This is a genomic window from Duganella sp. Dugasp56, assembly GCF_047304105.1.
Classification (GTDB): Bacteria; Pseudomonadota; Gammaproteobacteria; order Burkholderiales; family Burkholderiaceae_D; genus Rugamonas; species Rugamonas hordei.
Window position 1 is genome coordinate 1 of sequence record NZ_JBGLYQ010000005.1, and the last position, 25,606, is coordinate 25,606.

Genomic DNA, 25,606 nt, shown 5'->3' on the forward strand with positions numbered 1-25,606 from the left:
GGGGCCCCCGGGGCCGCGGCGGCCCCGGGGGGGGGGGGGCCGGCCCCGGGGGGGGCCCCCCCCCCCCCCCCCCCCCCCCCCCCCCCCCCCCCCCCCCCCCCCCCCAACGCCGGTCGGCGTGATCCGCACCGCGGGAGCACAGCCATGAGCCGGGGCGCCACCACCGCCAACATCGGCTACTTCGGCAAGGTGCCCGGACGCGGAGACTTCGTCAAAGGCGGCGACAGCCCGGCTTTGATCAAGGTGCTGGACGACTGGCTGGCCCAGGCCATGGACCTGATGAGCGCAGACGCGCGCTGGAAACTCAACTACGACGCCGTCGCGCCGCTGCACTTCGCCTTCGTCGGCCCGCGCCGGCGCCACGCGATCGCCGGCCACATCGTCGCCAGCAGCGACCAGTCGCAGCGCCGCTTCCCCTTCCTGATGACCAGCAGCGTCGAGGTGGCGGATCCCTCCGCTTTCGTCGCGACTTCGCCGCTGGTGTTCAACCGGCTGTGGACGCGGCTGGCGGCGCTGAGCAGCGGCGTGGTCAACGCCGGCGACCCCACCGTGCCGCTGCAGCTGGCGGCCAGCGAGGCGGTCGAGCTGGATCTGCGCGGCGCCGCCTACCAGGCCAGCTTCGACGATTTCCTCGAACTGCAGACCGTGGGCGGACTCGATATGCTGCTGGCGGAAGCGGGCTTTCGCGGTTCGGCGCGCCAGGTGCTGCTGGCCCTGGGCATGCTGCTGCAGCCGGTACTGGCCAGCGGCTCCAGCCGCCTGGACAAAACCCTGCTGCTGCCGCTGCCGAGGGATCCGATGTACCGCAACCTGGTGGCGGCGTTCTGGATGCATCTGATCACGCCGTTCCTGGCGCGCGCCGATTTCGAACTGGCGCTGTTCCTCACCCGCCTGCGCGAGCAGCAGGTGCTGCTGGTCGGCTTCAGCGGCGCGTCGCCGCAAACGCTGCACGGCATCATGGACCCGCAGGCCGCGCGCGAGCGGCAGATCGCCTTCGAGGAACTGGAATGGGTCGAGGAGCAGGCCGACAGCGACTACGGCGTCAAGAAGCTCTCCACCTATCTGTCGCAACCTTCCCTGTCACTCAAGTCCGCGCTGGAATCCGTCAGCGCGGCGTTTATCGGAACCTGAATCATGCGCACTCTCCTTTTCAGCATGCTGCTGTTGTCCACCGGCGCCGCATTCGCGCAGGCCGCCGCGCCGCAGCCTGGCCAGGTGCTCGCCAGCGGCACCTTGCCCGATGAAGCCAGCAAGGCGGCGGTGCTGGCCAAACTGCGCGAGGTGTACGGCGCCGACAAGGTGGTCGACCAGATCTCCATCGACAAGGTCTCCACGCCCGCCAACTGGAACAACTACGTGCAAAAGCTGATCACCGCCGACCTGAAACAGATCGGCCGCGGCCAGTTGAAGATCGACGGCAGCACCGTCAGCCTGCGCGGCGAAGTGGGCAACGAGGCCGTCCGCCAGCGCATCGCCAGCAATATCGCCACCAGTCTGAATCCGACCTATACCGTCAACAACGGCCTGCGCGTATCGGCGGCCGACCAGGGCGTGCTCGATAGCGCACTGGCCAACCGCATCGTCGAATTCGAAAGCGGCAAGGCGGAGCTGACGCCAGCCGGCCGCGCCATCCTCGACGAGATGGTGGCCGCGCTGCGCAAGCTCAAGGACCGCAAGGTCGAGATCATCGGCCACACCGACAGCGCCGGCCTGCGCGCCACCAACCAGGGCCTGAGCCAGGCGCGCGCCGAGGCGGTCAAGGCTTACCTGTCGGGCCACGGCATCAATGGCGACCTGCTGACCGCCAGCGGTCAGGGACCGGACCGTCCCGTCGCCAGCAACGACACCACCGAAGGCCGCGCGCGCAACCGCCGCATTGAATTCCGCATGGCGCAATAAACCCAAGAGGACACGATGTATTCCGCACAAGAGCTGCTGCAACCTATCAACGACACCCAGCCCGCCGGCGCCGACCTGACGTTTTCCCCGGAACTGGACGCCATCGCGCAGGCGCGAAAATTCGACGATCCGTCGCTGGACCAGGGCGAATGGGTCACCGAACTGAAAGAGGCCGACTGGCCGCTGGTGGTCGACCGCTGCGCCCACCTGCTTAAAAATACCAGCAAGGACCTGCGGCTGGCCGTCTGGCTGACGGAGGCCGGCGCGCGTGTCCACCAGCTGCGCGGACTGGGCGAAGGCTATCTGCTGCTGGCCGGCCTCTGCGATCAATACTGGGACCAGGGCTTGTATCCGGAAGCCGAGAATGGCGACAACGACCAGCGCGTCGGCAACCTTGGCTGGATACTGGCCCGCACGCCGGCGCTGGTGCGCGAGATCGGCCTGACCGAAAACGGCGACTATTCCACCCTCGATTTCGAGCAGGCCCGCAGGCGCGCGGCCAGCAACGACGAGGCGCTGCAAAACCGCGCGCCCAAGCTGGCCGATATTGAAACGGCCAGGCGCAACAACTCGGCGCAATTTGCCGCCAGCTTCCGCGCCGACGCACAATTCTGCGTCGAGGCGCTGGAGCAGCTGGAACGCGTGGCCGATGCAAAACTCGGCAACGACAGCCCGGGGTTTTCCTCCGCCCGCGACGCGGTGAAGGCGATGCTGCATGCGATGCCGGCACCGGCCAATGCGGTATCCGGGAATGGCACGCAGCCTGCCGCGCCGGGCAGTCCAGTGGTTTTGCCCGGCATGCCGATGCCGGAATCAGGCAACGAATACGTCCAGGCGCCAACCGCACCCGGCGTCATCGCCAACCGCGCGCAGGCTGTGGCTTTGCTGCGCGCCGTGGCGGAGTTCTTCCGCCGCACCGAGCCGCATAGCCCCTCGTCCTACTACGCCGACAAGGCGGCGGCGGCCGGCGAGCAGGACCTGCACACCTGGCTGCGCACTGTGGTGAAGGACCAGGCGTCACTGGCCCACATTGAAGAGCTGCTGGGCGTCCAGCCGCCGAACTGAAAAAATCCGGGGCCGCCTTAACGGCCCCGGCACGGTCATTCGCCGACCAGCTGCACCGCATCGACCTTTTTGTAGCCGCGCTGGATATTGTTGGCGATGGTGATCTTGACGCCTTTGACCTTGTAAGCGGTCTTGTCGAAGGTCCGCACGAACCAGGTGCGGTTGCCGCGCCGGTCCTGCTTGACGTCGCTGATGCCGGACCAGACGGTGTTCCACTTGCCGTCCGTGTCCTGCAGCTCCACCTTGTTGATCGCCTCCACGCCGTCGCCGCCCGGGACGATGACGCGGACCTCGGTCGCGTTGACCGGCTTGGCGTAGCCCAGCTCCAGCCAGTCGAAGCCCTTGTCCTGGTTGTTGTTGCTCCAATCGTTGTCATCCGATGGACCGGCGGCGTTCTTTGCCATATTGACCGGCGAAGGCTCCCTGCCATTGTCGTCGCCGAAGGTCGAACTGGCCTTTGCCGTCGCGGCCCACTGCCCCTTCGGATCGTTCAGGTACTTGTCCTCCATGGTGCCGTAGTCCAGCAAGGCCTGTTTCCTGGCCAGTTCTTCCTGCTCTGCGGTCGGAGCCGCTGCTGCCGGCGCCGCTGCTGCAGGCGCTGGCGCGGGGGCTGCCGCCGGCGCCGGCGCGGCGGCTGGTACCTCCTCCTGCTTGTCCTTCTTCTGGCACGCCGTCAGTATCAGCGTGGACATCAATACTGCGATGGTAACTTGGCGTTTCATGGAGATTCTCCTTATTTGACTGTGTATTTGAATTGACCCTGCTTGTTGGCGCTGACCTTGATCTTCGCGATCGCGGCGCCTTCCGCCATGCGGGCCAGCACCGATTCCGCGATCTCCGGCAGCAGCGTGCCGTTGAGGATGTTGTCCACATTGCGCGCGCCGGAGTCGACCTCCGTGCAGCGCGCCAGCACCGCCTCCACCAGCGCCTCGTCGTAGCTGAACTCCGCCTTGTGGTTGGCGGCGATGCGGCGCTCGATCCTGCCCAGTTTGAGCTTGATGATATCGACCAGCACATCGTCCGCGATCGGATAGTATGGAATCACCTTCAGGCGCCCCAGGAACGCGGGCTTGAACTGCTTCATCAGCTGCGGACGTATCAGCTGCTCCAGCTCCCCCACCGACGGCAGTTCCTCTTGCGGCTTGTTCAGGCAAGCCTGCATCATCGCCGCCGACGCCACGTTCGACGTCAGGATGATGATAGTGTTCTTGAAGTCGATCTCGCGGCCTTCGGCATCGTCCAGCACACCCTTGTCGAACACCTGGAAGAACAGCTCCAGCACATCCGGGTGGGCCTTTTCCACTTCGTCCAGCAACACCACGCTGTAGGGATTGCGGCGCACGGCCTCGGTCAGCACACCGCCCTCGCCGTAACCCACATAGCCGGGCGGCGAACCTTTCAGGCCGGAGACGCTGTGCGCTTCCTGGTATTCGCACATGTTGATGGTGATGAGCTTGCGCTCGCCGCCGTACAGCACATCGGCCAGCGCCAGCGCGGTTTCCGTCTTGCCGATGCCGGACGGGCCGACAAACAGGAACACGCCCTTCGGCTTGTTCGGATCGTCCAGATTGGCGCGCGAGGTGCGCACCCGCTGCGCCACCGCCTCGATCGCATGCGGCTGGCCCAGCACGCGCTGTTCCAGCATTTCCTTCAGGCGCAGCACGGTCTTGATCTCGTCCTTGACCATTTTTCCGAGCGGGATGCCGGTCCAGCCGGCGACGATTTCCGCCACCACGTGACCGTCGACCTGCACCGGCACCATCGGCGTTTCGCCTTGCAGTTCGCGCAGTTCCGCCACCATCGCCTGGATATCGCGCCCCTGGCCGCCACTATCGCCCGCCTGCGCGGACGCCTCGACGCGCGCGGCGATGATCTTAGCGCTCAGCGCCTTTTCCTTTTCCCAGCGTTCGGACAAGGTCATGTGCTGCGCATCGGCTGCGGCGCGGGTCTCCCGCAGCTCCTGCAGGCGCGCCTTCTGTGCGGCGCCACCTTCGGCCTGCTCGCGTTCCAGCGAGCTGGCCTCGACGTCGATGCGCTCGATCTGCCGCGCCAGTTGTTCGATGCGGGCCGGTGTCGCGTTCTGGCCCAGCGCCACCTTGGCGCAGGCGGTGTCTAATACGCTGATGGCCTTGTCCGGCAGCTGGCGGCCCATGATGTAGCGATGCGACAGCCGCACCGCCTCGGTGATCGCCTCGTCGTACACGCGCACGCCGAAGTGCTTCTCCATCAGCGGCGCCATGCCGCGCAACATGGCGCAGGCCAGTTCCTCGCTCGGCTCCTCCACCTTGACCACCTGGAAGCGCCGCGCCAGCGCGGCATCTTTCTCGAAATACTTCTTGTACTCGCCCCAGGTGGTGGCGGCGATGGTGCGCAGTTCGCCCCGCGCCAGCGCAGGCTTGAGCAGGTTGGCCGCGTCGTTCTGGCCGGCCTGTCCGCCGGCGCCGATCATCGTATGCGCCTCGTCGATGAACAGGATGATGGCGTGCGGGCTTTTCTTCACTTCGTCGATGACGTTCTTCAGACGGTTCTCGAACTCGCCCTTGACGCTGGCGCCGGCCTGCAGCAGGCCCATGTCCAGCGTGTGGATCTCCACGCCTTTCAGCACGTCCGGCACGTCGTCCTGCGCGATGCGCAGCGCCAGTCCTTCCACCACGGCGGTCTTGCCGACGCCGGCCTCGCCTGTCAGGATGGGATTGTTCTGCCGGCGGCGCATCAGGATGTCGATGGCCTGGCGGATTTCCTGGTCGCGACCGATCACCGGATCGACCTTGCCTTCGCGCGCGCGCTGCGTCAGGTTGGTGGTGAACTGGTCCAGCGCCGGCGTCTTGCCTGGTGCGCGCGCGGCCAGTTCGCCGACCGGATCGCCGCCCTCGTCCGGCTGCGATGCGGACGATGCCAGCGGTGTTTCGTCGGAACCGGCGGTGATCTTGTCGAGATTGTGCTTGATCTGTTCCACGTCGAAGCGGCTAAACAGCCTGGAACTGCGCGCCGCCAGCTGCGCCAGTTCCGGCTCGGTCAGCATCGCCTGCAGCAGGTGGCCGCTGCGGATACGCGCCTGCGGGTTGTCCTGCAAATCCAGCGACGCGATCAGCCAGGCGTTCTCGAACAGCTTGGGCAGGCGCGGCGAAAACACCGGCGTGCGCGCGTTGCCGGTCTTGAAGCGTCCGACCTCCGCCCGCAAGTCCGCTTCCAGCTGGCCGATGCTGATGTCGCTGTGGCGGGCGATCAGCGCCACGTCGCTGGCCGGCTGCTCCAGCAGCGCCAGGAACAGATGCTCGATATCGACCTCGTAATGGCCCAGCGACATGCACAGGCTGGCCGCGCGCGTGGCGGCGGTGCGGCTGGTATCGTTGAGTTTTCCGATCAGCGTTTTCAGGTTGGTGCTCATGTTGTTATCCTTTTTATGATGTCATTGCGTGTATGTCATACCGCACGTCGCTGCGGTCGTGCTGCTGCGCCTCCGTGACCAGGAAGCTGTCCCAGCCCAGGCGTCCACCGCTGCCCTGCTCGTCCAGGCGCGCACCTTCGACGTCTTCGGCGCGCAGCACCAGCTGCACCTCGTATTCCAGCGTCAGGCCGGTGAACATGGTCAGCATGCTCTCCAGCGCAAGCGCCGCCTTGGCGCCGGGCAGGAAGGATTCGTAGCCTTCCCGGTCCAGCGGACCGATCACCAGGCGCAGACGCAGGTCGCGCTGCCACACGCGCTCGCCCGCCATCGCGCCACCGCCCAGCACGGCGTTGGCCATGCCCAGCGTGGTCTGCTGGCTGCCCGGCACGTCGTACCAGCAGCCGATGAATTGTTCGGCGCGCACCGGCTGACGGAAGTACTCCGACAGCACGCGCGCGATCTGCACCGCCGACGCCGGACGCTGGCGCATCGCCGTGGCGAAATAAGCCACCGACTCATCGAGCACGCCGTTGCCGTCGTCCGACAGCCGCTGCCGCAGCGACGGCTGGTGCATGCCGGCCAAGGACAGCAGCAGCGGCAGGAAGCCGTCCTTGCCGTCGATCTGGTACTTCAGTTCCAGCCGGTACTTGCGCCACGCTTCATAGAACAGCGCCAGCGCGCGGCTGGAAAAGGTGTCGAGAAAGGCGCGCGGGCCGTCGTCCTTCTGGTACAGCGCATGCGCGGCGATCCGTTCGGTGTAGTGCGCCGGCAGCGTGCCGCTGGTGCCCAGGAAGCCCATGAAGGCCGGGGTGATGCGGATGTAGCGCAGTTGCGCCGACTGCAGCGCCGCGCCCAGGCTGGACGCATCGATCGGCAGGTCGCGCGGTTCCGGCTGCAGCGACTCCAGCTGGCTGGCCGGAAAGCTGAGCGAAGTCGAATTCTGGAAGCGCAGGAAGTTCGCCACCGCGCCCTCCTGCGGCGCGCCGTTCCGCTTGAGCCATAGCTCCAGCAGGCGCACCGCCTGGAAGTATTCGAACCGCTGCGGCTGCGCGAACAGCCGCTCGATTACAGCAGGCTCAAATCGCCGCTTCGTGGCAGGCATCGCAGCAGTTCCTCTCCATTTTTATCCGACTTGATGACCAGCTGCGCGAAACTGTTGGCGTGCACGTACAGGCCGAGGAAGCGCTCGACAATCTGCGCGAACGCGTGGATGCCGCTGCCGACAAAGGCTTCCTCGTCCACCGTCAGCGTGACTTCGATGCCGCGCACCAGGCAGGCGAACGGGTTCCCCGGCAGCCAGGTATTGGCCGCCTTGTGCGAGACGGCGACGATGCCGCCGATCTGCCGCTGCGACGACGGTGAGCGCGGCAGGTCGTACAGCGTCAGCATCTCGCGGAAGGCGTCCAGACCGCCGCCGGTCAGCGACAGGTGGTTCAGCGACAGATGGGAGATCAGGCGCCAGTGCGCGCCGCGTCCGCGTTCGAAGCGGTACGACGGCGTCGGCTTGCGCAGGAAGCTGATCGCGCGCACGCTCGATCCGCCTTCCAGGAACAGGTCGCCGCCGCGCATGCCGTAGCTCAGCGAGGCCGGCAGATCGCGGTTGGTGCAGCTCAGCTCCAGGCTCAGGGTATCGGTTTCCACCTCGGCCGGATCGAAGTCGATGTCGACGATGGAGATCTGCGTTTCGTAGCCGGGGCTCTTGCCTGCGATGTCCTCGTCGCGCCGGGCCACCCAGTAGTGGCCGTTCTTTTCCGGCGTCTGCCCGTGGCGCAGCGAATAGAACGGCCGGAACTCCTGCACCGACTCGCCCTGCGGCGTCTGCCGCACCAGCTTGACCGACTCGATGGCCTGAACCTCATAGGCGAAGGCGCGGCGCGCATCGGCCAGCACCGGGTAGCTGGCCGACGCATGCGTCAGCCGTATCGGTTCGCCGCGCTGGCGGAACAGGTTGACCACCGGCGTGCAGCCCAGCAGCACGTTGTTGGTCGACAGCGTCGACAGCATGCGCGCCAGGTTGGAATCGGTGCGCATGCCCGACAGCGCCAGGTGCAGCGTGACCGACTTGCAGCCGGCCGGCAGCACGCCGGCGATCGCGTGCAGGTCGATGTCGAAGAAGTTGAATTTTTCGGGGAAGCAGAAATACTCGGTCAGCAGCCGGTAGGCGGTATGCGAACGCGCGGAAAAATCGATCAGCGATTCGTCCTCGCTGAAGCCGGCCGGCGACACCGGCACCTTGTGCAGCGGCGTCCAGCGGCCATTGCCGTCCGCTTCGGCGTAGGCCGCCACCGCGCGGGTGAACAGCGCGTCGCGCAGCGCGGCGCAGAACGACGGCTCGCCGTCGATGAACACGCGCAGCCGGCCCAGGCCCAGCTGCGCCAGCGTGACCTGCTCGGCGGTGCTGGACAAGGTCAGGCTGATGCTGGAGGTGGCCTGCTGCGGCGGCCGCAGCGCTTCCGGCGCGGCGATGATGGCGGCGAAGTGGGCGGCCGTCAGCGCCAGCGGCGCCACGGTGACCGGATATGCGGTGCGGAAGGTGCAGGTGGCGCCGCGCACGGGCCGCGTGGTCAGCTGCGTGCCGCGCGGGATCTCGCTGGCGGTGGTCAGCTGCGCGGCGGCGCCGCTGAAGTCCATGCGCGCGATCGAACACGAGGGAAACGGCCGCAGGTAATGCGGATACAGCACCTCGAACAGTGCTTCGGTAAATTCAGGGTAGTCGTCGTCGAGCCGCTTGGCGATGCGCGAATTGAGCAGCGCGAACGATTCGATCATGCGTTCGATGTGCGGGTCCTCGCACACCTCGCCGGCGATCAGCAGACGGCCGGCGATCTTCGGGTAGCGTTCGGAGAATTCGCGCGAATAGCGGCGCAGGAATCCCAGCTCCCGTTCGTAATACGGTAATAATTGTTCCAATCTCAGGCTCCCAGCGGTGTCGGGCTCACGCGGCGCGCTTTGCTGATGGTGTAATGCAGGCTTGAGGGCTGCAGGACGGCGTCGAAGTTAACAGGTTCGTGCGCGCTGTGGACCACCAGCAGCGCGGTAATGGAGAAATTCAGCCGGTTGACGGCGTCCGCCCGCAACTCCAGCGACGCCTGCACATTGCGCAGGCGCGGCTCGTGGCGGGCGATCGCCCTTTCCAGGCTGCGGCAGATGAAAGCGCGATCGTCCGTGCTCGACAGCGACAGGCCCGCAAAATCGTTCAGGCCGTAGGTCGCGATCGAGCGGCCGCATTCGGGAAAGCGTTTAAGGAGATCCTCCGGGATGACGGCCCGGGTGTTCAGCAGCGCTTCGAGATCGCGCGCCACCGAATCCTTGAGGTCCTCGATCGACTGTCGCGGCACGGTGCCGCTGGCGTTGCCGTTGAGCGGCGCGTCCATCAGGCGATCGAACAAACCCGGAGTAAATCCTTTCATTCCAGCTTAAGCAGTCTTGTTGGCCGACAGGTCCCAACCGCCGGAGGTGTTACCACCGGAGCCGCCGCCGACTTTTTGCTGGGTGTACTTCCACTTGACCTTGGAGTACTTCAGCGCCAGGTCTTCGGTCAGGATATTGCCTGGTGCGACAGCAGGCGATACGCTGGAGATCAGCACATTTTCCAGTTCGATCTCGAAGTACTTGACGCGGTCGCCCTGGCCGTCGGCGCGCAGGAATTCCAGCTTTGCCTTTGCCAGGGTTTTACCCGACGAGCAGTTTTGCAGCAGCAGTGGCGTGGCCAGGTCGGCCAGCTTGCTGATGACGATGTCCTTGTGCTCGGTGCGCTCGGCGGTGTGGCCGCCGCCGGTGGAGGCCGTAGCCGATTTCGGTTGCAGCACTTCCCACTGGACCGATTGGCACTCGATCCAATCCTTGTGGGTGGTGTCGGCCGATTCGCCTTTGATCCCGTCGATTTGCAGGTAAACGTCGATAGCCATAGTAATCCTTTCAATGAGTTGATGTTATTGCGAGATGCAATGACTTAGTTTTTGGTCGATGCCGGGAGCTCCGCGACCAAACGGAGGGAAACAGACAATTCGTCGAGCTGGAAGTGCGGGCGCAGGAACGACACGGCGCGGTACACGCCCGGACGTCCCGGCACTTCCGACACCTGCACCGAGGCTTCGCGCAGCGGGAACTGGGCCTTCTGTTCCTGGCTGGCGTTATCGTCCAGCAGCACGTACTGGGTCAGCCAGCGGTTGAGGAAGTCCTCGACGTTGGATGCGGCGGCAAAGCTGCCGATTTTGTCGCGCATCATGGCCTTCATGTAGTGGGCGATGCGCGATACCGCGAAGATGTATTGCAGCTGCGCCGACAGCACCGCATTGGCGTTGGCGGCGTCGCTGGAGTATTTCTTGGCCTTCTGCGCCGACTGCGCGCCGAAGAAGGCGGCGTAGTCGGTGTTCTTGCAGTGAACCAGCGAGATGAAACCGAGGTCGCTCAATTCCTTTTCGCGGCGGTCGGTGATGGCGATCTCGGTCGGGCACTTGAGCGCCACTTCGCCTTCGTCGGTCTTGAAGGTGTGGGTCGGCAGGTCTTCCACCAGGCCGCCGCCCTCGACGCCGCGGATCGCCGCGCACCAGCCGAAGTCCTCGAAGGCCGCGGTCAGCTTGGTGCCGAAGGCGTAGGCGGCGTTACACCACAGGTATTTCTGGTGGTCGGTGCCGTCGACGTCCTCGACGAAGTTGAAGCCTTCGACGGTGGCGCCGTCGGCCGGGTTGAACGGCAGGCGGCCCAGGAAGCGCGGCAGCGTCAGGCCGACGTAGCGCGAGTCCTCGGATTCGCGGAACGACTTCCACTTCGCGTATTCGACGGTGTCGAACACTTTCGACAGGTCGCGCGGCTTGCCCAGCTCACTGTAGCTCTCCAGCCCGAACAGCTCGGGCGAGGCGGCGGAAATGAACGGCGCGTGCGCGGCGGCGGCCACGTGCGACATCTGCTCGACGAAGTACATGTCTTCCGGCTGGCGGGTGATCTCGAAATCGCCGATCAGGGCGCCGAACGGCGCACCGCCGAAGGTGCCGAATTCCTCTTCGTAGACCTTGCGGAACATGGTGCTCTGGTCGAATTCCAGCGCGCTCTGGAAGTCCTTGACCAGCTCCTTCTTGGTCGCGTTGAGCATCTTGATCTTCAGGTTCTGGCCGGTGGCGGTGTGCTTGACCAGGTAGTTCAAGCCGGTCCAGCTGCTTTCCAGCTTCTGGAATTCCGGCGCGTGCATCACGGCCGACAGCTGCGCCGAGATCAGGCGGTCCAGCTCCGCCACGCGGGCGTCGATGGTGGCGGCCAGGTTGTCGGACACCACGACCGTGCCGTCCATCACCTGGCTGACCAGTTCCGAGATCAGGTCCTTGGCGCGCGCGTGCTCGACGCTGGACTTGGCGACCTTGCTCTGCTCGACGATCTGGTCCAGCAGCGCCATTTCCGTGGTGGCGGGCGCGCCGCCCGGGGTCAGTTGTGCGGACATGTCAGTCCTCCTTCTTGTCGGTTTGTTGACCCAGCAGGGCCAGCTTCTCGGTGCTGTGCAGGACGTCGTTGAGGATGTCTTCCAGCTTGTCGTTGCCGGCCAGCTTGTTGCGCAGGTCCGCCAGCTTGGTGCGCGCCTCCAGCAGCTTGCGCAGCGGGTCCACCTGCTGCACCACCGATTCCGGACGGAAGTCGTCCATCGATTTGAATTTGAGGTCGACGGCGAACTCGCCGCCTTCGCCGCTCAGCTCATTCTTGACGCGGTAGGCCGCGCGCGGCTCCACGCCCTTCAGCACTTCGTCGAAGTTGTCGCGGTCGATGTTGACGAACTTGCGCTCCTTCAGTCGTTTCTGCTCGACTTCCGAATTGCCGCCGAAATCGCCGACCACGCCCATCACGAACGGCAGCTCCTTGTTCTCGATGGCGTCGCCGATTTCAACGTCGTAGGTCATTTGCACCCGTGGCGGGCGGATTTTTTGCAGCTTCTTCTGCACACTTACGCTTTTGGACATGAGATTCCCCTCTTCGATTATTTCAAGGCGCCGAACGGATCGGCGCTGGCCTCGTCTTGCTGCTTGGCGCGGCCTTTCTTGGCGGCCGCCTTGCCGCGCGCCGGCGCCGCGGCCTGTTGCACAGGAGCCGGCGCCGGCGGCACCAGCACGTTCTCGCCCAGGCTCTCGCGCAGCAGCTTGGCCAGGTCCTGCGATTCGGTGCGGATCGAGCCGGACAGGTTGTTCTGGCGGCTCAGGTCGGACAGCGAGCGCGTCGACAGGCGCAGCCCGCTGATGGCGATGATGCTGTTGGCCAGCGTATCGTTGGGGTCGCGCACCAGCACTTCCTGGGCGTTGATGATGGCGTCGCCGTACTGGCCGGCCTCGTAGCGGGTCTGCGCGATGCTCAGCCAAGGCGATTTATCGGCCGGATAGGCGACCGCCGCTTGTTTCCATAAGGTAACGGCCTGTTCCTTCTGACCCGCGCTGGAGGCGGCGCCGGCTTGTGCCAGCATCGATTGAAGCGCCGGCTTGGCCGCCGCCTGCGGCGCCACCGGAGCGGTGGTACAGGCGCTCAGCGCCGCCACGCAGACGACGGCGCCAGCCAGCTGGCCGATGCGGCGGAGGGTATGTTGGGTTGTCATGCTAGCCTCAAATTCGATATCAAAAAACAATATTTAATTAACAATTTCTGCAACTGGCGCCACGTTATCAGAAATTTATTATTGACCGCGTTCAATTGAATTCAACCGTGCGCACGGTACAAACACAGCCGTGCGCCTCTTTAAAAAAAGAAATGTTATTGTTCTGCTACTTTACAAATAACAAATATGTAGCAGACCGAAAAAAAGGACGCGCCATAGCATGAGCAGCAAAATTCTCTGGGGCGAGGGACTGTTCCTTCGGCCCCAACACTTCCAGCAGCAGGACCGCTACCACGAGCAGCGGCTGCTGCAGAGCGTGCAAGCGCTGCATCCCTACGCCTGGGGCGTCAACCAGCTGCAGATCGACCGCGACGCGCTGGCCAACAACAGCCTGCGCCTGCTGGAACTGTCGCTGCGCTTTCAGGATGGCGAGTTCTACGACGCGCCCGGCGCCGACGACCTGCCCGACGCGGTCGACCTGGGCCAGCTGCAGCAGTCGCAGCAGACCATCACCTATTACGCCGCCCTGCCCGCCTTCAAGTCCTTTGGCGGCAATTTCGGCGACGGCAGCGAGCGTGCGGCCGGCACCGGCGCCAGCGCGGTGCGCTACCAGCAGCACAACGCCGACACGCCGGACCTGTACACGCACGCCGCGCCGGCCCAGCTGAGCTACCTGAAGAAGACGCTGCGCCTGGTGTCGGAGTTCGAGCCGCGCGACTCGTACACCCACTTCCCGCTGCTGCGCCTGCGCCGCGCGGCCACCGGCGGCTTCGAGCTGGACGCGGCGTTCGTGCCGCCCAGCCTGACCATCCGCAGCGCGCCGCTGCTGTTCCTGCAGCTGCGCCGCCTGCTCGACGCGCTGCAGGCCAAGGTCAGCGCGCTGTACGGCCACCACCGCGAGCCGAGCAAGCACGTGATCGAGTTCCGCTCCGGCGACATGTCCTCGTTCTGGCTGCTGCACACGGCCAGTTCCGCCTTCGCCTCGCTGACCCACTACTTCCAGCACCCGGCGCTGCATCCGGAGCGGCTGTACGAGCAGTTGCTCAGCCTGGCCGGCGCGCTGATGACCTTTTCCAAGAGCTGGACCCTGGCCGACCTGCCGGCCTACCAGCACGCCGACGCCGGCCCCGCCTTCGCCACGCTGCACCAGATCATCCGCGAGCTGCTCGACACGGTGATCTCGTCGCGCTACTTCGCCATCGCGCTGCGCGAGGTCAAGCCTTCGTACCACCACGGCATGCTGGACTCGGGCAAGATCGACGACAAGACCACCTTCTACATCGCCGTCTCGGCCGCCATGCCGGCCAGCGAACTGGTGGACGTGGTGCCGCTGCGCTTCAAGGTCGGCGCGCCGGACGACGTCGACAAGTTCGTGCTGTCGGCCATGCCCGGCGTGCGGCTGCAGCACGCGCCCCAGGTGCCGGCCGCGGTGCCGGTGCGCCCGGACGCCTGCTACTTCGCCATCGAGGCCAAGGGCCAGATGTACGAGCGCATGCTGCAGGCCCAGTCGATTTCCATCTACGTCCCCGGCGGCATGAACGACCTGAAGCTGGACCTGGTCGCCGTCACATCCTGAACCGAGGTTAGTCACCATGAATACCGCCACCGCACCTTCCCTGATGGGCGCCGCGCCGCCGTCCGCCGCCGGCCATACGGCGCCGCAAACCCTGCTCGACCTGATGTACGACGGCTTCTACGCGCTGTTCATGCTCAAGAACGGCAACGGCCCGCAGCAGAACGCCGAGTTCGCGCAGAAGATGACGCAGTTCCTCGACGACTTCGGCCGTGGCGCGCGCAAGCACGGCGCCTCGCCGGACGACGTGGACGCCGCCAAGTACGCGTTCTGCGCGGCGGTCGACGAAATCATCCTGCGCTCGACCTTCTCGATCCGCGACGCCTGGGAACGGCGCCCGCTGCAACTGGCGCTGTTCGGTGAGCAGCTGGCCGGCGAAAACTTCTTCCACCGGCTCGAAGCGCTGCGCGCGCGCGGCAGCGCCCACCTGCAGGCGCTGGAGGTCTACCATATGTGCCTGCTGCTGGGCTTCCAGGGCCGCTACATCCTCGAAGGCTCGGAAAAACTGAACTACCTGACGGCGCGCCTGGGCGAGGAAATCGCCCACATGAAGGGCAAGCGCGGCGGCTTCGCGCCGCATGCGGAGCGGCCCGACCAGATCGTCCACAAGCTGCGCAGCGACCTGCCGCTGTGGGTACTGTGCTCGGTGTTCGGCCTGATCTGCGTGCTCGGCTACATCGGCCTGCGCACCTCGCTGGACCACGGCACCGAACAGCGCGTGGCCGCCTATAACGACATCGTCAAGCTGGCCCCGCGCCAGGCCAACCTGACCATCACGCTGCCGTAATGGACATCGCCTCGCTGATACCGTCGGCGCTGGGCCTGTTCGGCACCGGCTTGAGCCAGCACGCGCGCCTGCTGACGCTGGCCAGCGCGCAGGACTCGTCGCTGCCGCAGGCGCTGGTGGCCGAGCGCTTCGCCGGACGCGAAGGGATCAATGAGCTGTATGCGTTCGAAGTCGATGCGCTCAGCACCTCCACCGACCTCGATCTGCAGCAGTTCATCGGCGAAGAGCTGACCGTCACGCTGCTGCAGGCCGACGGCAGCCGGCGCGCGTGGCACGGCATCTGCACCGAAGCCGCCTGGCTGGGCGCGGACGGTGGTACGGCGCGCTACCGCCTGCTGCTGGAGCCGGCGCTGGCGCTGCTGCGGCTGCGCCGCGACAGCTATATTTTCCAGGACAAGAACGCGCAGGACATCGTCACCGAACTGCTGGCCGACTATCCGCAGCTGCGCTTTGAATTCGACGTCACGCAGACGCTGGCGCCGCGCCCGGTGTGCACCCAGTACCGCGAAAGCGACCTGGAATTCTTCCAGCGCCTGCTGGCCTCCGAAGGCCTGAGCTGGCGCTTCGAGCACGACCAGGCCGACGAGCAAAGCGCGGACGGCCAGGCCAGACACCGGCTGGTGATCTTCGACAGCAAGGCCGAGGCACCCGACATGCCTGGGGACGCCGAGATCCGCTTCCACGGCGTGCGCGCCACCGACAGCGCCGACGCCATCGACCGCTTTGCCGCGCGCCGCCAGGTGCGGGCCAACGCGGTCGGCATCAGCAGCTGGGACCCGGCGCAGCTGCTGGCGCCCGGCGCGGAACAGCAGTCGTCATTGGACGCGGGCGAACTGCCGTCGCTGCCCGTGTACGACGGCGGCGGCGAACGTGTCGCCAGCGCCAGCGGCGAGCCGGATCAGTACAGCCAGCTGATGCTGCAGGCGCTGGAGCTCGACAACAAGGTGTTCGAGGGCGAAGGCGCGGTGCGCCAGTTGGCGGCCGGCCACGCCTTCGCGCTGACCCAGCACGAGCGCTACGCCGACGACAACCGCTTCACCGTGCTGTGGGTGCGGCACGAGGCGCGCAATAATTTTCAATCCGAAGTGCGCAAGGCGCCGGGCGCCGACGCCATCGAGGCCGGCACCTACCGCAACAGCTTCGGCTGCGTGCGCGCCAGCGTCGCCGTCGTCCCGCGCGCGATCGCCGCGCCGCAGGCGGCCACCGCGCTGGGGCCGCAGACCGCCATCGTGGTCGGCGCCGCCGACGCGGTGGCCACCACCACGCGCGACCACCAGGTGCGCATCCAGTTCGCCTGGCAGCGCGGCCAGGGCGCCAACGCCGGCGGCATCGGGCACGACACCGACGCCAAGGGCAGCGCGCCCGGCGACGACAGCAGCGGCACCTGGGTGCGCGTGGCCGAAGCGCTGGCCGGCCCGAACTGGGGCTCGCAATTCACGCCGCGCATCGGCACCGAAGTGCTGGTCGACTTCATCGACAACGACATGGACCGGCCACTGGTGGTGGCGCAGCTGTACACCGGCTCGGACCAGCCGCCGTATGCGGCCGGCGAGGATTCGGGCGCCAACCATGCGGGCACGCTGTCGGGCATCCACAGCCACAATTTCGACGGCGGCGGCTACAACCAGTGGCAATTGGACGACACGCCGGGCCAGGTGCGCACCCGGCTGGCCACCAGCAGCGCGGCCACGCAGCTGAATCTGGGCTACCTGGTGGCGCAGTCGGCCGGCAGCGCGCAGCGCGGCGCCTACCGCGGCGCCGGCTTCGAGCTGCGCACCGACGCCTGGGCCGTGCTGCGCGGCGGCGAAGGCGTGCTGCTGACCACCAGCGCGCGCGCCGCGCAAGGCAGCGGCGTGGCGTCGACGCAGATGGACGCGGCGGAAGCGGTCAAGTCGCTGCAGGCGGCGCAGGAACTGGGCAAGGTGCTGGGCGACGCGGCCAGGCAGCAGGCCGCGCTCACCAGCGCCGATGCGGCCAAGGCGCAGCAGGAGCTGTTGTCGCGCATCGATCCCGCGGACAAGGGCAGGCATGACGGCGCCGTCAACGGCCAGCCGGCCAGCAAGGCGCCGGCCGGCGCGCGCGAGCTCGACGCCGCGCAGCCGGTGGAAAAGTTCGCCGACCCGCTGGTGCTGATGGACGCGCCGGCCAGCATCAACTGGGCCACGCCGGCATCGACGGTGCTGTTCGCCGGCGAGCAGCTGCACTGGACCACGCAGGGCGATATGCATATGACGGCGGCGTACACACTGTCGTCGGTGGCGGCCAACGCTGCCGGCTACTTCAGCCACGCCGGCGGCATCCAGGCCATCGCCGCCAACGGCCCGGTGTCGCTGCAGGCGCATACCGACCAGCTGGAGATTTTGGCGGACAAGTCGATCAAGGTTATTTCGGTCAACGATGTTATCGAGATCAAGGCCAATCAAAAGATCGTGCTGCAGGCCGGGCAATCGTCGATCACGCTCGAGGGCGGAGATATCACGTTTGCTTGCCCGGGTAATTTCACTGTAAAGGGTGGGCAGCATATTTTTGATGGCGGTAGTAGCTCCTCAACGGAACTCGGCGGTCTGCCGGATACAGTCGCCACTATTGTCCCTATCGGAAAAACATTGCTGACAAATTTCGACGAACAGATAGTCTACAAAGACATACATGGAGTACCTATCTCCAAATTGCCTTTTGTTGTCGCAAACAAGGACAACGAGCAGCAAAAGCTCATCGACACCACCCCTATCGAGGGTCCACTCCAACGACTGAGCACAAAAAAAGCCGAGCCGCTGGAATACGCTTTGCGCTATGCAGTGTTTAAGTTCAAGTAGAAATCTGATTAATCATGACCAACACAGCAGCCGACAACGGAGTTTCTCTGGAAGTTTTGGGACAGTGCACGACCAACACTACGCAGGGATCGCAACATGATGCCAAGGTCGAGTATCGGCACCTATGGTCCTTTGCACAGCAAGCAGCGCTGATCGCAGTGAGCGATAAAAGCCTGAGCGACGGTTGCTACAGGTTGATACAAGACCCGGAACGGCGAGCGAAACGCATAGCGGCAAACTATGCGGATCTCTATTTTAAGAGTGCCGAAAAATCCAAAGGTCAGCTTCAATTTTACTGGCCGGCGTTAGCCGCATTTGTAGTCAAGGATATCGTGGAGGCGTATCGTTTTTCGCGTGAAGAAGTACTGCAGCGTGAATGGAACAGTGCCGCGAGCATTGCACGCAACAATGTGGGAGCGGACATTGGTAGTTTAGCCATGAGCGGCGACTCCCCATACCAGCACGTCTTGCGTACTTACGCAGCGCTAGCGAAAGGAAATCTATGGCTTTTCATGGATATCCATCCTTGGCTATGGTTTTTCCTGGAATACGGCATCAATGCTGACGGCTCGCTGAACAAGAAACGAATTGAAGCGTGCCAAGCCGAAAGGGACTGGGATACCTTCCAGATCGCCTCTAAAGAAGCCGTCGAAGAATTGCCATTCGGGCCGCATTGGCTTGATCGCCTAAAGCAACGCCTATCTGATGATCCTGTATTCAAAGCGGCAGAGAAATACTTCGACTCAGCACCAGTATGGAGTAGTGGCGAAGGCTACGGTCAACAGGTGGCTGCGGAATTTTCCGCCCACCGGTACTGTCGTACTCATGTTAAAGAGTACGACAACGGCTACCGTACGCCACCGTCCAAATACTGGGGGAAATTTCAAGAAGCGTATTACATCATGGAGGCGGAGCACACTGAGCTCAAACGCGTTGCCGAAGATCGTGCAGCACTGGCGGCACTTACCAAATGTCGCCATTTCGCCGGCACCGCTGCGGTGAGCCGCGCGTATGAGCTTATGGTAAAGGGCCACGCGTCCGGCGATAGGGAAGAAAAAAAATCTTTTCAAAAATTGGAACTTGTCGCCATTGCGGAGCAAGAACAGATTAATGTTCTCCAACCTTTGATTTACAACGACGCTTTTTTAACGGCCACAATGGATATGAATCACCGTTTTAGCCGAATGACGGGCGGATGGCTGTCACCGCAGTTCAAGGTGATATACAGCTTTGCACCCGCCAATAAGGATCCCAGCCTCGAAGCGGTTTTCGATGCTCCGACAGGGTTGCGCGACCGGTTCAAGAGCAAAGTGAAAAGCCTGCCGAACCAGAAAGATCGCATGGAATTTGTGGGGCAAATTGCACGTAACTTCAACCGCTTGATGGATGAAAGACGGAGCTACATGGACGGTGAGTTGCGGAAAATCCAAGGGTGGCTCGACGCATGAATAATTTGATCAAGCTCGGCTTAGCTGCAACGGGGTTGGTAGCAACCGCAGTCGTACTGTTTTTTTTATTCAGAGATAAAGACATGACAGCAATTAAATTCGAGCTCAAAACTAACATTGTGGAGACGGCGCGCAAATCCGGCGTCCCTAAGTACAGCACAGCCAACGTGGACGGCTATATTTCTTATAGCGTCAACGACATTCCGGCTGATGTTCCAGCGCGCTATGTCCGCGATGGATATGAAGTCAGCTTTTCGCCGCTGTTTGCATTAACGATGTATGCCGATGAAAAGAATCAAAACAATCTGGGTGTAGAAAACGTCACTTTGCAATTTTCGACCAAGCCCTTTGCTTCCCACGAAGCGGGGAAGCAGTTTGCGGAAGGTGTTATCGCAGAGATGAATAAAAAGAAGTGGGTACGTTACATCGATGAACTTTGCCCCGCAGTGAGCGGACGCTCGTCTTTCATGAATGCAGAAGGCAAGCTTGAGCAAATTGGCACTTGCCCTCTCGATCCGGCTTACACGCTAACCCGCGAGGAATGGATACACATGATGCGCATTGAGCAGTCCTATCAGTGGTTAGGAGACGGAGTGCTGGCTACCTTCAAGATCGCCTACAGCGAAGACAGCCGCGGCATCACCTACAACTTCTTTATGGAGTTTGATGATCTGCCAGTCAAGAAGCGAAAAATCGAACAACGCCTTCAGGCCAGTCTCAAGGAGGAAGACCAAAAGGGGTGGAAAAGCACGGAGAAACATCAAAAATACCTAGCCTCGCGACATGAACTCATTCAGCTATTGGAAGCCAATGCTGTCCGACGCGGAGACCACCTCGTCAACCGATGAATACTTTGCATGAACACAATCGACAGCTACCCCTGCCGCCGAATATGAAAGATGTGATGACGCCAAGGGTCAAATAAGTGGGCCATTCCTCTTAGAATGACACTCTGACCGGAAGCAAAGGACCTAAAGCAGTGGTCGGTACAGTTTCGGAACAATTTGGTGAAAAAATCCCCGGACAATATTTGCCAGGTGGCGCAACGCAAGCGTTCTTCTTTTTGGAAAAGGACTTCAAGGAACTGCTGAACAAAGTCGGCCACGATTTCGCGAACGGCGCCAAAACCAGCAAACTGCTCGACTCTGCGACAGGACTCGAATTTACTTTTCATAGTACCGGAGATAGTTTTTCTCTTGATACGACATGGTGTTTGCTGTGGCGAGATGACCGCTATATCAACGGTACGGTACCCGAAGAAGAAGCCCATTATCGCTTCACCAAACCCGATCAGGTGCAGCCTCCGGCCCCCGCCATCTGGGCGCCGAAAGAAACCGTGTGGGCGGAGAGCGGAAATACAGTTCCATTCACCGGAAAATGGCTGGTCGAATCTGATCTGTACGCAAGCGTCATGCTGCAAAAAGGTGAGAAGCTGCCGCTGTACCAAGGCCGCGAAGTACGCTGGGTGCTTGCTGAAAGCTGAGACGTGCGGCAAGGACAATCCGAGTGCTGGCCTTGATCTGACGTATTTATTCTTGATACACGCGCCATGAGATTAACTGAATTGTCCCCAGTGCGCAGGCAACAGGTGTCGATGCTTTACCACTATGCCTCGTTGGACTACCTCAAAGGTTTGCAGCAACGGCTGCATGCGCTGATGGCGTTCATCGATCCAACCTTGGATTTGACCAAGCTGCAGCAGCGGGCCAACAATGGCTGGTCGTTCCTGGCCGATTTTGAGCTGTCGGCAGCCACCCACATCGCGAAGCGCGCGTTCGAGGTGTATTCGATTACCGGTGCTAACCAATGCGGTCGCGGTTTGGCCGAGATATCGCTGGACTGGATGACGCCTGATGAGCAGAGCGACTTCGAGACACGCTTTGAGCAAATATCGCTGTATGCGATGAACATTGACGACACCATGGACCGTTCCGGTCAAACTACACGCTGGGATGACTTCAGCCTGGCGCTTCGGCGACATGAGGACCCGGAAGCCCTGGCACAAGTGCCGGCATTGCGCTTGCGTCCCGACGTCACTGGCCGGACCGGCATGGTGCCCGTGCGTACAGGGGTATATCTGCCGATCGACGATCCACATGGCACGCCGCAATTCTGCTGGACCGGCAGTCCCGCCGGCGAGCTGCTGGAATGCAGCACCTTCAATGACCTGGGATTGGAAGCAGTGGCGGCAGTTGGCCGCGCTGATCTTTGGGTCAACGACGACAGCATGCACGCGTTCGTGCAAGCGCATCTGAACGATCCGCGTCTGACCTGTGATCCGTTATTCAGTCGCAGCACCGCCAAACCCAAATTGGCACCCAGCCTGGTCGCCCGCAATGCCTTTACCAACCGTCCATGCGATTGGATATATGTCGAGCAAATTCGGTCAAGAGTGATCATTCGAACTAAAGGAGGCTCGTCGTGAAGCTGATACCGCAGGAGATCTTTCTGCTGGAGCGCTACACCTCTGTCGCCTACTTCAGCGAATTACGCGACACCTGGGCCGAGATGATTATTCATCTTGAGAAGTGTATGGAAGATTTCGTACGCAATCTGCTCTCAGGTTTCTTCCGGTGGCGGCCGCCAGACAGGCCCGACATCGTATGGCGCGAACATGTCGTTCCAAACTTCCACGACACACTAAAATCCTTGAACGAAGGATGCTCAGCGCTGCAGTCAGGCGATCTCGCCGGACTGGGACATGCGCACGGCCCGTTGAATGATTTGAAGGGGCAAAGCGATTATTGGTCAGGATGGATGATACGAGATGACGAAAATCTCTACGGTGCGCTATTAAACAAGGCGGTGCTTATGGCGAGGAACATTGTTGCGACAAAAGAAGCCTACTGGAGTCCGCTGAAACTCTCCCTTGACTACGATGAAAGCTCTCGCGGCCCGCTGAATGCGCCAATGCATTGGCCGGATTACAAGCTATCGCCAACGGTGACTGTTTTATCTGGTACATCCGTGCTCGAACCAGGAATCTACATTCCAGATATTGAGGACAGCTGTGCCCAGTTCCTTTGGACTGAAACAGCTCCGGAAGCCATTGTCCTCGTCAGCGAACGAGCGCTGCTAGCGCCGGATACAGGGTTAATATACGACAATGAACCTATTTACGCCGAGCGCCCCTGCAAATGGATAATGGTTGAAAAAATCATCACGTAAAAAAATGGCACGCCGCAGCGTGCCATAGGTCATCCGCGATCCGAACTTAAACGGCCGACAGATCCAGCTCCACGCCGGTGGCAGCCTTGATCTGGTCCTTGGTCACGCCGGGCGCCAGTTCGGTGACCTTCAGGCCGGCCGGGGTCACCTCCATCACGCCCAGGTCGGTGATGACCAGGTCCACCACGCCGACGCCGGTCAGCGGCAGGTCGCATTTCTTCAGCAGCTTGTGCGAGGTCGAGCCGTCCTTGGCGGTGGCCACGTGCTCCATCAGCACCACCACTTTCTTGACGCCTGCCACCAGGTCCATCGCGCCGCCCATGCCCTTGACCATTTTGCCCGGGATCATCCAGTTGGCCAGGTCGCCCTGCTCCGACACCTGCATCGCGCCCAGGATCGCCAGGTTGATCTTGCCGCCGCGGATCATGCCGAACGAGTCGGCCGAGCTGAAGTAGGCCGCGCCCGGCAGCGCCGTCACGGTCTGCTTGCCGGCGTTGATCAGGTCGGCGTCGATTTCATCTTCGGTCGGGAACGGGCCGATGCCCAGCAAGCCGTTTTCCGATTGCAGGAACACTTCCATGCCTTCCGGAACGTAGTTCGCCACCAGGGTCGGCAAGCCGATGCCGAGGTTGACGTAGTAACCGTCCTGCAATTCCTTCGCCGCGCGCGCGGCCATTTCGTCACGAGTCCATGCCATAGTAATCTCCGATGTTCTTAGTTGGCGCGCACGGTGCGCTGCTCGATGCGTTTTTCCGGCGTGGCGTTGACCACGATGCGGTGCACGAAGATGCTCGGCAGGTGCACGGCGTCCGGATCGATCTCGCCGATTTCCACCAGCTGTTCGACTTCGACGATGGTGATCTTGCCGGCCATCGCCGCGTTCGGGTTGAAGTTGCGCGCGGTCTTGCGGAACACCAGGTTGCCGGCCTTGTCGGCCTTCCACGCCTTGACCAGCGCCACGTCGGCCACCAGGCTGCGTTCCATCACGTATTGCTCGCCGTCGAATTCGCGGATTTCCTTGCCTTCGGCGACGATGGTGCCGACGCCGGTCTTGGTGAAGAAGGCGGGAATGCCGGCGCCGCCGGCGCGCAGCTTCTCGGCCAGGGTGCCCTGCGGCGTGAATTCAAGTTCCAGTTCGCCGGCCAGGTACTGGCGCGCGAACTCCTTGTTTTCGCCCACGTAGGAAGCGATCATCTTCTTGATCTGGCGGGTCTCCAGCAACTGGCCCAGGCCGAAGCCGTCGACGCCGGCGTTGTTGGAGATCGCGGTCAGGCCGGTCACGCCGGAGTCGCGCAGCGCGGCGATCAAGGCCTCGGGAATGCCGCACAGGCCGAAGCCGCCGACGGCAATGGTTTGCCCATTTTGTACGACACCGGCCAAGGCGGCTGTGGCGTCCGGATAGATTTTATTCATGGTGTCCCTTATCTTATGTTGCAATAGTCGTTGCTAACGTTGTTAAATGCGCTAGCTACGAGGCGTCTCAGCATAGAATACGCACATCAAAAGCACAATACCGTAGAACTACCTGCCGTTGGAACACATGAGCGCACAGCCTGTCATCGATTACCAATCCATTTTCCTGCACGCGCCGGTCGGCATGTGCATCTCGGAAAATCGCGTCATCCAGTCGAGCAACGAGGCCTTGGCCGCGATGTTCGGCTACACCCGCGCCCAGCTGGACGGCTTGTCGTTCCGCGTGCTGTATCCCACCATGGACGAGTTCTTGCGCACCGGCGACCGCATCATCCCCATCATGAACGCCAAGGGCCGCTATTCGGACGAACGCATCATGCGCCGCGCGAACGGCGAGCTGTTCTGGTGCCACGTCACCGGCCATTCGATGAAGGCCTCGGAACCGCTCGGCCCCGGCATCTGGACCTTCGAGGACGTCAGCGAAAAGCGTCCGGTGACGGCGGAGCTGACGCCGCGCGAGCGGGAAATCGCCGCGCTGCTGGTCGAAGGCAAGACCAGCAAGACCATCGCCCGCCAGATCGACCTCAGCCCGCGCACGGTGGAAATGCACCGCGCCAAGCTGATGCGAAAATTCTCGGCCGCCACCTCGTCGGAACTGGTCCACAAGCTGGTCGGCCTGCATCTGTAACTACATGGCGGTCATGCCGTCGTCCGCGGAGATGATGGCGCCGTTGATGAAGTTGGAATCCTCTCCGGCCAGCAGCAGCAGCAGGCCGTCCAGGTCTTCCGGCTTGCCCGGCCGCTTGCGCGGCAACATCTCGATCAGCTTCTGGCCCTGCTCGCTGGCGAAATAATCCTCGTTGATCTCGGTGGAGATATAGCCGGGGCAGATGGCGTTGGTGTTGATGCCGTACTTGCCCCACTCCACCGCCATGGCCTTGGTCATCTGCACCACGCCGGCCTTGCTCATGCAATACACGCCGATCTGCGGCAGCACGCGCAAGCCCGCCACCGAGGCGATGTTGATGATGCGGTGCTTCTTGGTCGGGTCGCCCTTGGCGCGCGCGATCATGCGCTTGGCGGTCTCCTGGGCCACGAAGAAGCCGCCGCGCAGGTTGGTGTCCATCACGAAGGAATAATCTTCCGGCGTCACGTCGACCAGCCGCTGCGTGGTCGACACGCCCGAGTTGTTGACCAGGATGTCGATCGGCCCGGCCTCGGTCTCGGCGTGGGCGATGGCGGACTTGATGCTGGCGTAGTCGGTCACGTCCAGGCTGACCACGTGGGCCGCCCCGCCGTCGGCCTCGATCTCCGCGCGCAGTTCCTTCAGCCGCTCGGTGCGGCGCGACGCCAGCACCACCTGGGCGCCAGCCTGGGCCAGCACTTTGGCAAACCGGGCTCCGAGACCGCTGGAGGCGCCGGTGATCAGCGCAATTTTTCCCTCAAAGTTGACTTCTATGCCCACGAGCTACTCCTAGTGT

Annotated in this window: 24 protein-coding genes; 12 read left to right on the top strand and 12 right to left on the bottom strand. The window is 63.1% G+C overall.

What is annotated here, in order from left to right; genetic code table 11:
* Nucleotides 1–144 precede the first annotated feature (144 nt).
* From tagF to tssA, 3 genes are read left to right on the top strand one after another with little or no spacing between them, the layout of a single operon-like run.
* Entirely contained in the window at nucleotides 145–1,131 is a 987-nt protein-coding gene (gene tagF, locus ACCD07_RS04155; protein ID WP_413446605.1) for a type VI secretion system-associated protein TagF, read from the top strand.
* Between the two features lie 3 nt (nucleotides 1,132–1,134).
* Entirely contained in the window at nucleotides 1,135–1,899 is a 765-nt protein-coding gene (locus tag ACCD07_RS04160) for an OmpA family protein (RefSeq protein WP_176651177.1), read from the top strand.
* Nucleotides 1,900–1,914: 15 nt separating this feature from the next.
* A complete protein-coding gene (gene tssA / locus ACCD07_RS04165) occupies nucleotides 1,915–2,964 on the top strand; it encodes a type VI secretion system protein TssA (protein WP_176651178.1) in 1,050 nt (349 codons plus the stop codon).
* 35 nt (nucleotides 2,965–2,999) lie between these two features.
* On the opposite strand, the gene ACCD07_RS04170 is transcribed toward tssA, so the two are convergent.
* Genes ACCD07_RS04170 through ACCD07_RS04210 form a run of 9 tightly spaced genes read right to left on the bottom strand, consistent with a single transcriptional unit; the run spans nucleotide 3,000 to nucleotide 12,920 of the window.
* On the bottom strand, nucleotides 3,000–3,686 hold the full coding sequence (locus tag ACCD07_RS04170) for a hypothetical protein (protein ID WP_413446606.1): 687 nt from the start codon (nucleotides 3,684–3,686) through the stop codon (nucleotides 3,000–3,002).
* 11 nt (nucleotides 3,687–3,697) lie between these two features.
* Nucleotides 3,698–6,352: a type VI secretion system ATPase TssH gene (gene tssH / locus ACCD07_RS04175; protein WP_413446607.1), complete on the bottom strand. Its 2,655-nt coding sequence runs from the start codon at nucleotides 6,350–6,352 to the stop codon at nucleotides 3,698–3,700.
* Nucleotides 6,353–6,365: 13 nt separating this feature from the next.
* Nucleotides 6,366–7,454 carry a type VI secretion system baseplate subunit TssG gene (gene tssG, locus ACCD07_RS04180; RefSeq protein ID WP_413446608.1) on the bottom strand — a complete coding sequence of 363 codons (1,089 nt, stop codon included), beginning with the start codon at nucleotides 7,452–7,454 and terminating at the stop codon, nucleotides 6,366–6,368.
* Complete coding sequence (gene tssF, locus ACCD07_RS04185) at nucleotides 7,418–9,262, bottom strand: type VI secretion system baseplate subunit TssF (RefSeq protein WP_353403813.1); 1,845 nt, start codon at nucleotides 9,260–9,262, stop codon at nucleotides 7,418–7,420. The genes tssG and tssF overlap by 37 nt, the downstream gene beginning before the upstream one ends.
* 2 nt (nucleotides 9,263–9,264) lie before the next feature.
* Entirely contained in the window at nucleotides 9,265–9,762 is a 498-nt protein-coding gene (tssE, locus tag ACCD07_RS04190; RefSeq protein ID WP_176651183.1) for a type VI secretion system baseplate subunit TssE, read from the bottom strand.
* Nucleotides 9,763–9,768: 6 nt separating this feature from the next.
* On the bottom strand, nucleotides 9,769–10,260 hold the full coding sequence (locus ACCD07_RS04195; protein ID WP_176651184.1) for an Hcp family type VI secretion system effector: 492 nt from the start codon (nucleotides 10,258–10,260) through the stop codon (nucleotides 9,769–9,771).
* Between the two features lie 44 nt (nucleotides 10,261–10,304).
* Complete coding sequence (gene tssC, locus ACCD07_RS04200) at nucleotides 10,305–11,786, bottom strand: type VI secretion system contractile sheath large subunit (protein WP_176651185.1); 1,482 nt, start codon at nucleotides 11,784–11,786, stop codon at nucleotides 10,305–10,307.
* A gap of 1 nt (nucleotide 11,787) precedes the next feature.
* Nucleotides 11,788–12,297 carry a type VI secretion system contractile sheath small subunit gene (tssB, locus tag ACCD07_RS04205; protein WP_176651186.1) on the bottom strand — a complete coding sequence of 170 codons (510 nt, stop codon included), beginning with the start codon at nucleotides 12,295–12,297 and terminating at the stop codon, nucleotides 11,788–11,790.
* Between the two features lie 17 nt (nucleotides 12,298–12,314).
* Nucleotides 12,315–12,920, bottom strand: coding sequence for a tetratricopeptide repeat protein (locus tag ACCD07_RS04210; RefSeq protein WP_353403812.1), 606 nt, complete (start codon nucleotides 12,918–12,920; stop codon nucleotides 12,315–12,317).
* A gap of 220 nt (nucleotides 12,921–13,140) precedes the next feature.
* On the opposite strand from ACCD07_RS04210, the gene tssK reads away from it, so the two are divergent.
* From tssK to ACCD07_RS04250, 8 genes are all read left to right on the top strand, one after another.
* On the top strand, nucleotides 13,141–14,496 hold the full coding sequence (gene tssK, locus ACCD07_RS04215; protein WP_353403811.1) for a type VI secretion system baseplate subunit TssK: 1,356 nt from the start codon (nucleotides 13,141–13,143) through the stop codon (nucleotides 14,494–14,496).
* A 16-nt stretch (nucleotides 14,497–14,512) separates the two neighbouring features.
* Nucleotides 14,513–15,280 (top strand): type IVB secretion system protein IcmH/DotU, encoded by a 768-nt coding sequence (gene icmH / locus ACCD07_RS04220; RefSeq protein ID WP_176651188.1) that lies wholly within the window; start codon nucleotides 14,513–14,515, stop codon nucleotides 15,278–15,280.
* Nucleotides 15,280–18,096 carry a type VI secretion system Vgr family protein gene (locus ACCD07_RS04225; protein WP_413446609.1) on the top strand — a complete coding sequence of 939 codons (2,817 nt, stop codon included), beginning with the start codon at nucleotides 15,280–15,282 and terminating at the stop codon, nucleotides 18,094–18,096. Before icmH ends, ACCD07_RS04225 begins: the two co-directional genes overlap by 1 nt.
* 14 nt (nucleotides 18,097–18,110) lie before the next feature.
* Nucleotides 18,111–19,544, top strand: a complete 1,434-nt coding sequence (locus tag ACCD07_RS04230; protein ID WP_176651190.1) for a DUF2515 family protein — start codon at nucleotides 18,111–18,113, stop codon at nucleotides 19,542–19,544.
* Nucleotides 19,541–20,392, top strand: a complete 852-nt coding sequence (locus tag ACCD07_RS04235) for a hypothetical protein (protein ID WP_176651191.1) — start codon at nucleotides 19,541–19,543, stop codon at nucleotides 20,390–20,392. The genes ACCD07_RS04230 and ACCD07_RS04235 overlap by 4 nt, the downstream gene beginning before the upstream one ends.
* A 131-nt stretch (nucleotides 20,393–20,523) precedes the next feature.
* Nucleotides 20,524–21,027 (top strand): Imm72 family immunity protein, encoded by a 504-nt coding sequence (locus tag ACCD07_RS04240; RefSeq protein WP_413446610.1) that lies wholly within the window; start codon nucleotides 20,524–20,526, stop codon nucleotides 21,025–21,027.
* A gap of 66 nt (nucleotides 21,028–21,093) precedes the next feature.
* Nucleotides 21,094–21,969 carry a hypothetical protein gene (locus ACCD07_RS04245; protein ID WP_176651192.1) on the top strand — a complete coding sequence of 292 codons (876 nt, stop codon included), beginning with the start codon at nucleotides 21,094–21,096 and terminating at the stop codon, nucleotides 21,967–21,969.
* A complete protein-coding gene (locus tag ACCD07_RS04250; protein WP_176651193.1) occupies nucleotides 21,966–22,712 on the top strand; it encodes a hypothetical protein in 747 nt (248 codons plus the stop codon). Before ACCD07_RS04245 ends, ACCD07_RS04250 begins: the two co-directional genes overlap by 4 nt.
* A 46-nt stretch (nucleotides 22,713–22,758) precedes the next feature.
* On the opposite strand, the gene ACCD07_RS04255 is transcribed toward ACCD07_RS04250, so the two are convergent.
* The gene (locus ACCD07_RS04255; RefSeq protein WP_176651194.1) at nucleotides 22,759–23,409 is read right to left on the bottom strand and encodes a CoA transferase subunit B; all 651 of its coding nucleotides are present in this window, start codon (nucleotides 23,407–23,409) and stop codon (nucleotides 22,759–22,761) included.
* A gap of 17 nt (nucleotides 23,410–23,426) precedes the next feature.
* Nucleotides 23,427–24,125 (bottom strand): CoA transferase subunit A, encoded by a 699-nt coding sequence (locus ACCD07_RS04260; RefSeq protein WP_176651195.1) that lies wholly within the window; start codon nucleotides 24,123–24,125, stop codon nucleotides 23,427–23,429.
* 127 nt (nucleotides 24,126–24,252) lie between these two features.
* Here ACCD07_RS04260 and ACCD07_RS04265 point away from each other — a divergent pair, with 127 nt between their 5' ends.
* Nucleotides 24,253–24,813, top strand: a complete 561-nt coding sequence (locus ACCD07_RS04265) for a LuxR C-terminal-related transcriptional regulator (protein ID WP_176651196.1) — start codon at nucleotides 24,253–24,255, stop codon at nucleotides 24,811–24,813.
* Here ACCD07_RS04265 and ACCD07_RS04270 read toward each other — a convergent pair whose 3' ends face one another.
* The gene (locus ACCD07_RS04270; RefSeq protein ID WP_176651197.1) at nucleotides 24,814–25,590 is read right to left on the bottom strand and encodes an SDR family oxidoreductase; all 777 of its coding nucleotides are present in this window, start codon (nucleotides 25,588–25,590) and stop codon (nucleotides 24,814–24,816) included.
* Nucleotides 25,591–25,606: the final 16 nt, after the last annotated feature.